Source organism: uncultured Bradyrhizobium sp. (genome assembly GCF_947648125.1).
Lineage (GTDB): Bacteria > Pseudomonadota > Alphaproteobacteria > Rhizobiales > Xanthobacteraceae > Bradyrhizobium.
The window spans coordinates 245,880-258,391 of record NZ_CANSMR010000004.1 but is presented as its reverse complement, the minus strand read 5'-3'; the positions used below and the strand labels follow the sequence as shown (position 1 = coordinate 258,391).

The following is a 12,512-nucleotide window of genomic DNA, read 5'->3' as shown; positions in this document are numbered from 1 at the left end:
ACCGGCGAGACCCTAGGCACAGAGGAGAATTCTGATGAAACGAGCAATGATGATCCTGGCAGCAGCAGCTCTTGTTTCTGCGTTCGCCGTCGGCGCGGCTGACGCACGCGGAGGTGGCGGCGGCGGAGGCTTCGGTGGTGGCGGCGGAGGCCACATGGGCGGCGGCTTCGGCGGTGGCGGCCACATGGGCGGATTTGGCGGCGGCGGACACTTCGGCGGCATCGGCGGCGGCACGCATCTCGGCGGCATGGGTGCCGGTGCGCCCATCGGTGGCATGCACGTCGGCGGTCTCGGCGGAGACGTTCATGTCGGCGGCATGGACCACGTCAGTGGCGAACATGTCGGAGGCGATCACCTCGGTGCGAACTTCCACGAGCACGGCATGCATCACTACGGCAGGTACTCGCGTGGGTACGGCTACTATTACAGCGATCCCACCTGTGACGACTGGTATGCACTGCACCCCGATCAGCCGCTGCCGCTGAGCTGCAGCTAGTCGCACTTAGTCTTCGGTCCGGGTGCATTCGCGGACCCGGACCGATGGTCCTCAATCCAAAGTGACTACTCTGAAGTCCAATTTAATGGCGTCGCGATCCCGGCGGCCATAACCCGGGCTTCGCAGGTGACCCACACAAACACCGTCAACGTGTTGCACGCGCCATCGATGTCCGCGCAGGACGTCAACGCCCGCGAGAACGCGTCCCAGATCAAGCAGGAGCAAGCAATGACGATTGTCCGCGCACCCAGCACGAATATGGAATTCATCGACATTCCCGGCACGTCAATCCGTGCATCACGTATCGCACTCGGAACATGGGCGATCGGCGGCTGGATGTGGGGCGGGACCGATGAAGGCGATGCGATCAGGACGATCCGGGAAGCGCTCGATCGTGGAATCAATCTCATCGACACCGCGCCGGTCTATGGGTTCGGCCGTTCCGAGGAGATTGTTGGAAAGGCCCTTGCCGGCGGGCTGCGCCGGAGCGCGATCATTGCCACAAAGGTCGGGCTTGATTGGAAGAACGACAAACCGTTCCGTAACGCCCGCAAGGTGCGCATCATCGAGGAGGTCGAGAATTCGCTCCGTCGGCTTCGAACCGATGTTATCGATCTCTATCAGGTGCACTGGCCCGATCCGCATACACGCATTGCCGAAACCGCCGAAGCAATCGGCGCGCTGCATCGCGACGGCAAGATCCGAGCCGTCGGCGTCAGCAACTTCAGCCCGCTGCAAATGGACGAATTCCGCAAGGTCGCGCCGCTGCATACCGCTCAGCCTCCCTATAATCTGTTCGAACGCGCAATCGAGCAGGACGTCCTCCCCTATTGCCGGGAGAACAAGATCGCCCTCCTCGCCTACGGCTCGCTATGCCGCGGCCTGCTGTCCGGCACGATGTCGTCACCGAGCGCTTTCACTGGCGACGACCTGCGCAAGAGCGACCCTAAGTTTCGATCGCCACGCTATGAGCAGTACCTGGACGGCGTCAGGCGCCTGGACCAGTTCGCGCGAGAACGCTTCAACAGGCGAGTGCTTGATCTAGCTGTGCGCTGGGTGCTTGATCGTGGCGAGTTGAACATCGCGTTGTGGGGCGCCCGACGCGCAGAACAGCTCTCTCCGATTGCCGATGCGCTCGGCTGGCGGATCGACGAGGCCGCGATGGCCGTGATCGACCGGATTCTCCAGATGACCATCAAGGATCCCGTCGGCCCCGAATTCATGGCGCCTCCCGATCGGGAGGCTGCATGATGGCCGCCGGACCCATGATCCATGTCGTCACCCGGGATCACTTCGATCTGGCGACGGCCCAAACCTCCGGCTCCCTGCGTTATGCCGCGATAGGACCAACGCTGGGCATCGCTTCGAGCATCTGGGGCGGACTCTTCGAAGTCGAGCCTAGTGCACGAACCGGGATCCATCACCACGGCGAACAGGAAACCATCGCGTTTGTCCTGTCGGGTCAGTGCGAAGTCCGCTGGGGCGACAAGGGCGAGTTCTCTGCGCGCGCGCATGCCGGCGACTTCATTCACGTTCCGGCCTTCGTTCCGCACATGGAAATCAATCCGTCACGGCTCCAGCCCTTCCGTTGGATCGTGGTGCGCAGTACGTCAACACCCATCGTTGTCAATCTTCCGGACGCCTTCTGGTCAAGAGCCGAAAGCACCCCACCGATTTCGATCCGCACATCGACGACGATACACACATGAATGACGATCAACACATCCTGCCCACTATAGAAGTCACGCGCCGGACTGTCATTGAGACGGGTACCACCGCGCTGCTGCTCGGCGCTCTTCCACATGTCTCGGTTGCCGCGGATGCGGCTCAAGGGGGACCTTGCCCGATCTCGGCCGAGCTTCGGGTCAACGGGCACCCTCACAAGCTCGTACTCGATCCGCGTACGACATTGCTGGATGCCCTGCGCGAGCATCTTGGGTTTACCGGAACAAAGAAGGGATGCGATCACGGTCAATGCGGCGCCTGCACCGTGCTCGTCGAAGGGCGTCGCATCAACTCGTGCTTGACGCTAGCGGTCATGCACGACGGCCAGTCAGTCACGACCATCGAGGGGCTCGCTTCGGGCGAAGACCTGCATCCCATGCAGGCTGCATTCATTGAATATGACGGGTTCCAGTGTGGCTACTGCACATCTGGCCAGATCTGCTCAGCGGTGGGAATGCTCACCGAGAGCCGTGGAGGGGCGCCAAGCTATGTTACGGCGGATCTCACCCGGCCGGCGGTTGAGCTAAGCGACGACGAAATTCGCGAACGGATGAGCGGCAATATCTGTCGCTGCGCGGCCTATCCGAACATCGTCGCAGCGATCAAGGAAGCGGCGGGAAAGATGACATGAAATCGTTTACTTACGAGCGCGCGCGGTCGACCGCGCATGCTGCCGCTGCAGCAAGCCAGCCCGGCGTCAAGATCATTGCCGGCGGAACGAACCTGCTCGATCTCATGAAATTGCAGATCGAGACGCCGTCTACCTTGGTCGACATCAACCACCTTCCGTTGGACAAGGTCGAAGAAACGACAGATGGAGGTCTTCGCATCGGCGCGCTGGTCCGCAATAGCGACTTGGCAGCAGATTTACGCGTGAGGCAGCACTACGGCGTACTGAGCCGTGCCTTGCTCGCCGGTGCGAGCGCACAACTGCGCAACAAGGCGACGACGGCGGGGAATTTGCTGCAGCGAACGCGCTGCTATTACTTCTACGACATCAGCAAACCCTGCAACAAACGCGTTCCCGGCTCGGGCTGCTCGGCGCTTGCCGGCTTCAATCGCATCCATGCAATCCTGGGTGGGAGCGATGACTGCATCGCAACGCATCCCTCCGACATGGCAGTGGCGATGCGCGCACTCGATGCGGAGGTAGAGACAATCGATCGCGAAGGCAAAACCCGCCGCATACCGATCGCCGAGTTCCACCGTCTTCCAGGCAACACGCCGGAAGTCGACTCGACCCTGACCCCCGGCGAGATCGTCACGGCAGTAACTCTGCCCCCGCCCCCTCCTGGCACCCAAGTCTACCGCAAGGTTCGCGATCGCGCGTCCTATGCGTTTGCACCGGTCTCGGTCGCCGCCATCATCGACAATGTGCGTGGTCGCGTCCGCTCCGCGCGGCTCGCTTTCGGCGGACTCGCGCCGAAGCCGTGGCGGGTTGCTGCCGCCGAGCAGATTCTCGCCAATACGGCTGCCGACGCCAGGGCCATCGATGCGACAGCCGACGCGGCGCTGAAGGGCGCGCGCGGATTTGGTGCCAACGATTTCAAGATTCCGCTCACCCGCCGCACTCTGCATGGCGTGCTGGGCGAGATCGCCCGCACCTGAGAGAACGCCAATGGATATGGATACGCCTGTCGGCGCGAATGCGCTGGACGCGGAGAAGATCGTCGGGAAGCCGCTTGATCGGGTGGACGGACGACTCAAGGTCACTGGTGGTGCACGCTACGCCTATGAGATGCAACAGGACGTGCTGTATGGGTTTGTCGTCGAAGCGTCGATTGCGAAGGGACGAATAACGGCAATTGACACCTATGCGGCTGAACAGTCGCCGGGGGTCAAGCTCATCCTCACCCATCGCAACGCACCCCGGCAGGGTAACGGCAACCACCGTGAGGCGCACCCGGTTTTAACGGGCCCTCTCGTATCCCACTACGGCGAACCGGTTGCCTGCGTGATCGCCGAGACATTCGAGCAAGCGAGGGCTGCCGCTTTGCTGCTCAAGGTCGAGTATGATCGTGAAAAGGGGCACTACTCCCTGGCTCACCACCTCGACCTGGCACGTATTCCGCATCAGCCCGACGGTGCACCGGCCGACAGTGAGATCGGCGGCTTCCCGGGTGCCTATGCTGACGCTCCCATACAAATCGATGTAACCTATCGCACGCCGCTACAGAGCCACGCGATGATGGAGCCCCATGCGACGCTGGCGGTTTGGGATGGCGACAATCTGACTCTGCATACTGCCAATCAGATGCTGAACCAGGGACGGCAAGTCGTTGCCAGAACGCTGGATATCCCTGTTGAGAAGGTACGTCTGGTAAGCCCGTTCATCGGCGGCGGCTTCGGTGGCAAGCTGTGGGTCAACGCCGACGCCATCCTCGCTGCGATCGCGTCACGATATCTCAAGCGACCCGTCAAGGTTGCACTGACCCGACAGCAGATCTTCCATGTGACGACACACCGCTCGGATACCATCCAGCGGATCCGTCTCGCCACGGGTTCTGATGGCCTGATCGTCGCGATCGGCCACGATGTCTTCTCCGGCAACCTGCCGGGTGAACAGGTCTACGAGGCTGCGGCGTTGCAGACACGGTCACTCTACGCCGGCCCTAATCGGCAGACACGACATCGCCTGGTACCGCTCGACATACCCGTCGCATCCTCGATGCGCGCTCCCGGCGAATCTGTCGGCCTGCTCGCGCTGGAATGCGCGATGGATGAACTCGCCAATAAATTGAAGCTCGATCCGATCGAGCTCCGGATCCGAAACGAGCCTGCGGAAGACCCTGAAAAGCGCATTCCCTACTCCAGTCGCCACCTGGTTGCCTGCATGCACGAGGGTGCACGTCGGTTTGGCTGGGACAGGCGCAATGCAACGCCCGGTCAAGTGCCGGATGGACGCTGGCTGGTCGGAATGGGCATGTCGGCAGCGAGCCGGGGTAATCCCCTGCGCTTTTCGAAAGCCATTGTCCGGCTCGATCCGAGCGGATCGGCCTGGGTGAGGATGGCGATGACCGATATCGGAACCGGAACCTATACGATCCTGACACAGATTGCTGCTGAGATGCTTGGACTACCGATTGATCGCGTGCGCGTCGAGTTGGGCGACACGTTGTTTCCGGAAGCGGCCGGTTCGGGCGGCTCCTTCGGTGCTGCAAGCGCCGGATCCGCGCTATTCGAAGCCTGTGAAGCCTTGCGCAAGAAGCTGGCGGACAGTGTCGGCATGGATGCCGGTACGGCAAAGTTTATCGACGGACACATTGTGACGGGAGAACGTGCTGTCAGTCTGCTGGAGCTGGTCGGTGACGGAGTCGAAGCCGATGGCGAAATCAAGCCTGGCCGTAACAACAGGGAATTCTCCCAGCAATCGTACGGCGCGCACTTCGCCGAGGTCGGGGTTGATCGTGATACCGGAGAGGTACGCCTGCGGCGCATGCTCGGCGTATTTGCGGCCGGGCGGGTCCTGAACGCCAAGACGGCACGGTCACAGGCCATCGGCGGAATGGTGTTCGGCGTTGGCGCCGCATTGCACGAGGATCTCGTCCTCGATCCTCGCTTCGGCTATTTCGTCAACCACGATCTGGCCGAATACCACGTGCCGGTACACGCGGATATTCCCGCCAGCCTGGATGCCGTCTTCATTTCAGAGTTGGATCAACATTCCAATCCGCTGAAGAGCAAAGGTATTGGTGAGCTCGGAATCTGCGGTGCCGGCGCGGCGATTGCCAATGCGGTGTTTAATGCCTGCGGCGCCCGCGTCAGACACTACCCGATCACACTCGATAAGGTGCTCGCCGCCTTGCCTAAGCAAGCTTGAGCGCGCAACGACGCGTTCAATTCCTCGCGCGCCGGCTTGTATCTCTTCGTGGAGCGTCCAAATCGCTTGCGAGGGGCTGACAAAAGGAACAGATCATGAGAACAGTATCGACCGTCATCACATCCACTGCAATGCTTGTTGCACTCGCCGCTCCGGCTCTGGCGGCGGCGAGCGCAAGCTATATGCCTCGCGAATCCGATCGGACCATCGTCTACACGTACAATCCGTATGCCGCGCATGAACCGCAGATGCCGACATCAGCGTCGGCGCCCAATGCGCACGTCTATCACGGCGGTCCAAAACTGAACAACTGATGCTGCTAGGCGATCTCGACGCCCATGCACGACGATGTCGCAGGCACATCAGTGGCCTGAAGAATGGACCCGCTTCGGCGGGTCTCATTTTTCCTCGCTCATCCAGCGGGCGATTTTCGTGCAAACGGGCAAGAGCACGCGAGCAACGATCGATAGATTTCCGATCAGCTCATTCGAATGGAGACGAACGTGAGAAGCTGGTTGATCGCTGCGTGTCTTGCCTTCTTCGCCTCGGGAACGGCGGTTGCGCAAATGACCGGAATCGCTCTCCCGACTCCCGCGGTCGGCGCTACCTCTCCGCTTGGCAGCGTGAACGGCGCGCCGATTTCGCCTGTCGGGATCGGTCTGGGCGCGACCGAGCTGCCTTCCTCGGGCGTGAGCCCCGCTCCAACCGTTACCGGCAGCATTTCCGTTCCGGCGACCGGCACCCCGTGCTCAACGCTCGCAGCCGCGCCAGGCTCAATGTATGGTTCGACGTCGACCTATGACGGCGGCGGAATGGCGATTGGCAACTCGGCCGGTGCCGGCAGCACGGCTATGTCGGTCGACCCGTCGTCGAATTCGGCAATGTCGGGCCCGACGCAAGGTTCGACCATGTCAACCTCGTCGGGCGCGCTCGATACCGCCGGCATGTCGGGCATGTGCGGATCCGGTTCAACCAATGTCACCGCATCGTCGAGCCCTACCTCGACGTCGCCAACGACGCTCGGCGGAAGCCCGCGCGCCGGCCTGCCCCTGGGATCGACGGAGATCAGTAATCTCGGTGTCAGCTCTGCGGCGATGCTTCCCACGCCGGCGATTCCGGTCACGACAGCCGGGGTCGCGTTGATCCCCCCGACGGTACCGACGATCACCGCGCCGGCGACGACTTCGGCTGTGGCGTCTCAATGCTTGTCCTCCGGCGCAGCGACCTCCACGAGCTTAGCAGGCAGCTGCTGAGCGCACCTTGCCATCCGGAGCACACCCATGAGAACGAAGATCATCATCTCCGCCGCGATGCTGGGCGTGGTCATTGCGAGCGCCGCTCTGCTGCACTCGGCTGATTTCCATCCGATGCGGAAAGCCGTTGCGGCTCCCGCTCCGCCTCGTGTTCCAGTCGTCGCTGGAACCGTCACGCAGCGCGACGTACCGATCTACCTGACCGGCGTCGGCACGGTGATTGCCTACAATACCGATATTGTGCGGGCCCAGATTCAGGGGCAGATCATCAGCATCAATTTTACCGAGGGCCAACAGGTCCATGCCGGCGATCTGCTCGCACAAATCGATCCGCGGCCCTATCAGGCCCTGATCGACCAATATACCGCCAATCTCCAGCGCGATCAGGCGCAGCTTGTGAACGCGCGGGCTAACCAAACCCGGTACAAGCAGTTGGGCGACAAGGGCTGGGCCACACCTCAACTGATCGAAACCCAGGATGCCCAGGTCGGACAGCTTGAGGCCGCGATCAAGGCCGACCAGGCCCTGATCGATGCCGCGAAAGTGCAGCTGAGCTTCACGCGCCTGACATCCCCGATCGAAGGGACCGTCGGCATTCGCCAGATCGACGTCGGCAACATCATCAGCCCGTCAAGCACCAACGGCCTGTGCGTCGTGACGCAATTGAACCCGATCTCGCTGATCTTCACGTTGCCAGAGACCGTGCTTCCACAGATCCAGCAACAGCAACTCAAGACAAAGGCCCCCTTCACCGTTCTGGCCTACAATCAGGACAACACGATCCGGCTCGGCGCGGGACAACTTGGGCTCGTCAACAACGAGATCCTGCAGACGACCGGCTCGATCCAGCTCAAGGCGAATTTCCCGAATGCCGAGCGGAGCCTCTGGCCCGGTGAGCTGATCAATGCGCGACTGCTGCTCGATACGCGCCACAACGGCCTGACCGTCCCCGCCTCCGTCGTCCAGCAAGGACCGAGCGGGGCCTACGCCTATGTCGTCAATTCCGACGACACGGTCTCCATCCGCCAAATCAAGGTCGCGCAGATCAGCGACGGTCAGGCGCTGGTCGATTCCGGCCTCGAAGCCAATGAGCAGGTCGTGGTCGACGGTCAGTACAAGCTGCAGCCGGGAACGCATGTGGTCCTGTTGCATGGCAAGGCGGCGCAGGAAGCCGCAGCACAGGACGCGATGCAGGCGCCGATCCCATGAATATCTCCGCCCCCTTCATCCGGCGTCCTATCGCAACCGCCCTGCTCATGGTCGGATTGTTGGCCGCAGGGCTTGTCGCCTACCCGCTGATGCCGGTGGCGGCGCTGCCGAACGTCAACTATCCGACGCTGACCGTCACCGCCCAGATGCCTGGTGCCGACCCGCAGACCATGGCGTCCTCGGTTGCCTCGCCACTCGAACTGCAATTCGGCGAGATACCCGGCCTCACGCAGATGACGTCGGCAAGCGCGCTCGGCTACACCCAGGTCACGCTTCAGTTCGACCTCAGCCGCCAGATCGACGGTGCAGTCAGCGATACGCTTTCGGCGATCAACGCGGCGAGCCCGTATCTGCCGACTGGCATGCCCTATCCGCCAACGATCCGGAAGGTCAATCCGGCCGACACGCCGATCCTGGTGTTGGGTCTCACCTCGGACAGCCTGCCGCTCACCACAGTCGATGCGTATGCCGAAAACATTCTGCTGCAGAAGATCTCGCAGGTCCCTGGCGTGGGCCTCGTCGGCATCGGCGGCCAGCAAAAGGCAGCCGTTCGCGTCCAGGTCGATCCGCAGGCGCTTGCCGCGCGCGGAATCAATCTCGAGGACGTCCGTACCGTCCTCGGCCAGGCGAACGTCGATCTCGCCAAGGGAACGCTCAACAGCCCGCGTCAGACCTACACTCTCAATACCAATGACCAGCTGTTCCAGCCCGGTCAGTATGCCGACCTCGTGATCGCCTATCGCAACGGATCGCCGGTGCGCATCCGCGACATCGGGCGCGCAGTCAGCGCCGGCGAAAACGATCTGATTGCGGGCTGGTACAACAACCACCGCGCCATCTTGCTTTCGGTTCAGCGCCAGCCGGGCGCCAACGTCATCGACACAGTCCAGCGGATCAAGTCGATGATGCCGGCGCTCCAGGCGTCGATCCCCGCCGCTATCAAGATCAACGTCGTCTCGGACCGCACCCAGACGATCCGCGCCTCGGTCACGGACGTACAGTTCACGCTGCTGCTGACGATCGCCCTCGTCGTGATGGTGATCTTCGTCTTCCTTCGCAGCTTCTGGGCAACCATCATTCCAGCCGTCACCGTTCCGCTCTCGCTAATCGGCACCTTCGCGATCCTCTACGAGATGGGATACAGCCTCGACAATCTGTCGCTGATGGCGCTGTCAATCGCCGTCGGATTCGTAGTCGACGACGCAGTGGTCGAGATCGAGAACATCACCCGGCACATCGAGGAGGGTATGTCTCCCTACGACGCCGCAATGAAAGGATCAGGCGAGATCGGCTTCACGGTCATGGCGATCACGTTCTCGCTGATCGCCGTCTTCATTCCGCTCTTTCTGATGAGCGGCTATGTCGGGCTCCTGTTCCGCGAATTCGCCGTTACGGTGAGCGTCGCGCTGCTGCTGTCCCTGGTGATCTCCCGGACGCTGACGCCGATGATGTGCGCCTATCTGCTCAAGCCGGAGAGCCACGAGCATGGGCGGCTGTATCGCTGGTCAGAGCGAGGTTTCGATCTGATTCTCAATGCCTACGACGCGGGCCTGAAGGTCGTGCTGCGGCATCGCTTAATCACCTTGATGCTGATGATCGCAACCATTGCGGTGACCGGTTATCTGTACGTCATCATCCCCAAGGGCTTCTTCCCTCAGCAGGATACTGGCCTGATCCTGGGTCAATCGGAAGCCGCGCAGGACATCTCGTTCCAGGCAATGGCTGAACGCCAGCAAGCCATGCTCGATGCGGTGGTGCGGGACCCCGCCGTGTCCACGGTTGGCTCGGCGGTCGGCGCCGGCGGAGGCACCACCACCGTCAACGACGGCCGCGTGTTCATCCAGCTCAAGCCAGCCGACCAGCGCGACCCGATCGACAAGGTCATCGCGCGGCTGCGCACCAACCTCGCCAGAATCCAGGGCATCACCCTTTATATGCAGCCTGCGCAGGACATCACCATTGGGGCACGGCTGAACAAGACGCAATTCCAGTACACCATGAATGACGCCGATCCGGGCGAACTCAACCACTGGGCAAACCTCTTCCTCGACAGGATCAAGACGTTGCCCACGGTCGCGGATGTCACGACCGACCAGCTCAATTCCGGACCGCTGCTCGACATCACGATCAAGCGCGACGTCGCCTCGTCCTATGGCATTCTGCCCTATACGATCGACAACACCCTCGATGACGCCTTCGGCCAGCGCATCGTCTCGACGATGTATACGACGCTGCAGCAATACCATGTCGTTCTCGAGGTCGACCCGAAGTTCCAGTATGGGCCCGAGGCGCTCAACGGCATCTATGTCAAATCATCCAGCGGCCAGCAGGTCCCGCTCTCGACGCTGGTCGATTCGGCCGTGAAGGTGGCGCCGCTCGTCGTGAACCATCAGGGGCAGTTCCCCTCTGTGACGATCTCGTTCAACCTTGCGCCCGGGGCGGCGATCGGACAAGCCGTGAGCGGCATCCAGTCCATCGAAAAGGAGTTGCATCCGCCGCTGTCGTTGCAGACAAGCTTCCAAGGCAACGCACAGGCCTTCGGCGCCTCCTTGAAGAGCACGCCTATCCTGATCGCCGCGTCGCTGTTCGTGATCTACCTGATCCTCGGCGTGCTCTATGAGAGCCTGATCCATCCGATCACCATCATCTCGACGCTGCCGTCCGCCGGTGTCGGTGCGCTGTTGCTGCTGATGGCGGTGCATTTCGATCTGAGCGTGATCGCGGTGGTCGGAATCATCCTGCTGATCGGCATCGTCAAGAAGAACGGCATCATGCTTGTCGACTTCGCCATCCAGGCCGAGCAGGCCGATGGCCTTGCGCCGGAGGAAGCAATCTATCAGGCCTGCATCAAGCGCTTCCGCCCGATTCTAATGACGACAATGGCAGCGCTTCTGGGCGCAGTGCCGATGATGGTGGGCACCGGCGTCGGGTCAGAGATCCGACAACCATTGGGTTACGCAATCGTTGGTGGACTGGCCTTGTCGCAGGTCCTCACGCTGTACACCACGCCGGTCGTCTATCTCTACCTCGATCGATTGCAGAACTGGCTGTTTGCCTCGCGACGGCACCAGTCGTTACCGCAAGACGGTTATCCAACGCCCGCAGAATAGGGAGCTGCTACTTCCGAAGCACGAAAGGTGAAAAGTAGAGAAGACAAGCAAGTCAGAAGCGGGCCTCGGCCTGTAGGGGATCGCGCTTCCGACAAAGCCACTCAGGCAATGAAGTTGAGTTTGAAAGTCTCGGCCGCCAGGCGGTCGAAGAACAATCTGTTAAGCTCTGCCGGCACGGCGAAGGCGACGGCGTTACCGATAAGGTGGAACCGATCCTCATCGAAGACTTGCGAGATCAACTTCGGCGCCTACCAATAACCCTGCGTAACTGTCGGCCGGCGAGTTAGAACCTGCGTTAAGGTTTGTTCAGGACCTGGCGCGCAGCGTTTCCCGAGTTCCAAGAACGGTCGACGTTTTCGACATGAATCGGTGGCTACCCAACGTGATTGCTGGATTCGTTGGTGGAGACCTCAAGACTTGCGGCAAAAAGGGGATGAAGCGCGGATCGCCTGTTACTGCGCAATCATATTGCCGAACCAGCCAGAGTCGGTCTGGAACGCCGCGCCTCACAAGATGATCAAGGTCTCCATTGACGGGAGCGGTGTGCCTGCAATTGTCGACTGTCAGCGCGAAGGCAATGAACTAGCGTCAGGCCTGCGACTGGCCCGAGCTAACGTTAGGCCCCCAGCGCGCGACACCTTCTTCGCTCCAAGCGGAGGACGGCGAACCGCAACCAAGCAGTCAATCTGATCCTCGGATACTCCGGTCGATGCTTCTGTATGTGTAGATGCACCGCGGAGCGCACAGCATCGCGCGCCGCCGCGGAATTTTCACACACATCCGGCCAGCAAGAGACCGAACACTGGAACAAAGCGCATCGGGCTCGCTCCGAATCATCGTCAGCACTGCGCGCAGCGCCATAGACGAATTCTACATCGAGGGTGGTTGGCCACCCAACT

At 61.5% G+C, this 12,512-nt stretch carries 11 protein-coding genes; 9 read left to right on the top strand and 2 right to left on the bottom strand.

The annotated features are described in order from the left end of the window. Positions 1 to 34: 34 nt before the first annotated feature. The 7 genes from Q0030_RS10630 to Q0030_RS10600 all read left to right on the top strand — a co-directional run bounded on the left by Q0030_RS10630 (position 35) and on the right by Q0030_RS10600 (position 6,355). Positions 35 to 496, top strand: a complete 462-nt coding sequence (locus tag Q0030_RS10630; protein ID WP_298366265.1) for a hypothetical protein — start codon at positions 35 to 37, stop codon at positions 494 to 496. Between the two features lie 168 nt (positions 497 to 664). Further along, positions 665 to 1,747: an aldo/keto reductase gene (locus Q0030_RS10625; RefSeq protein WP_363323441.1), complete on the top strand. Its 1,083-nt coding sequence runs from the start codon at positions 665 to 667 to the stop codon at positions 1,745 to 1,747. Beyond that, a complete protein-coding gene (locus tag Q0030_RS10620; RefSeq protein WP_298366263.1) occupies positions 1,744 to 2,205 on the top strand; it encodes a cupin domain-containing protein in 462 nt (153 codons plus the stop codon). Before Q0030_RS10625 ends, Q0030_RS10620 begins: the two co-directional genes overlap by 4 nt. Further along, positions 2,202 to 2,852: a 2Fe-2S iron-sulfur cluster-binding protein gene (locus Q0030_RS10615; protein WP_298366261.1), complete on the top strand. Its 651-nt coding sequence runs from the start codon at positions 2,202 to 2,204 to the stop codon at positions 2,850 to 2,852. The genes Q0030_RS10620 and Q0030_RS10615 overlap by 4 nt, the downstream gene beginning before the upstream one ends. Further along, positions 2,849 to 3,829: a xanthine dehydrogenase family protein subunit M gene (locus tag Q0030_RS10610; RefSeq protein ID WP_298366259.1), complete on the top strand. Its 981-nt coding sequence runs from the start codon at positions 2,849 to 2,851 to the stop codon at positions 3,827 to 3,829. Before Q0030_RS10615 ends, Q0030_RS10610 begins: the two co-directional genes overlap by 4 nt. A gap of 10 nt (positions 3,830 to 3,839) precedes the next feature. Beyond that, positions 3,840 to 6,041, top strand: coding sequence for a xanthine dehydrogenase family protein molybdopterin-binding subunit (locus Q0030_RS10605; RefSeq protein ID WP_298366257.1), 2,202 nt, complete (start codon positions 3,840 to 3,842; stop codon positions 6,039 to 6,041). Between the two features lie 95 nt (positions 6,042 to 6,136). Further along, positions 6,137 to 6,355: a hypothetical protein gene (locus Q0030_RS10600; RefSeq protein WP_298366255.1), complete on the top strand. Its 219-nt coding sequence runs from the start codon at positions 6,137 to 6,139 to the stop codon at positions 6,353 to 6,355. Positions 6,356 to 6,837: 482 nt separating this feature from the next. Here Q0030_RS10600 and Q0030_RS10595 read toward each other — a convergent pair whose 3' ends face one another. Continuing rightward, positions 6,838 to 7,209, bottom strand: coding sequence for a hypothetical protein (locus Q0030_RS10595; protein ID WP_298366253.1), 372 nt, complete (start codon positions 7,207 to 7,209; stop codon positions 6,838 to 6,840). A 112-nt stretch (positions 7,210 to 7,321) separates the two neighbouring features. Between Q0030_RS10595 and Q0030_RS10590 the strand changes: the two genes are divergently transcribed. Both Q0030_RS10590 and Q0030_RS10585 read left to right on the top strand, forming a co-directional pair. Next, a complete protein-coding gene (locus Q0030_RS10590) occupies positions 7,322 to 8,503 on the top strand; it encodes an efflux RND transporter periplasmic adaptor subunit (RefSeq protein WP_298366251.1) in 1,182 nt (393 codons plus the stop codon). Next, positions 8,500 to 11,613 (top strand): efflux RND transporter permease subunit, encoded by a 3,114-nt coding sequence (locus Q0030_RS10585; RefSeq protein WP_298366249.1) that lies wholly within the window; start codon positions 8,500 to 8,502, stop codon positions 11,611 to 11,613. The genes Q0030_RS10590 and Q0030_RS10585 overlap by 4 nt, the downstream gene beginning before the upstream one ends. 101 nt (positions 11,614 to 11,714) lie before the next feature. Here Q0030_RS10585 and Q0030_RS10580 read toward each other — a convergent pair whose 3' ends face one another. Next, entirely contained in the window at positions 11,715 to 11,852 is a 138-nt protein-coding gene (locus Q0030_RS10580) for a hypothetical protein (protein WP_298366247.1), read from the bottom strand. Between the last annotated feature and the right edge of the window lie 660 nt (positions 11,853 to 12,512).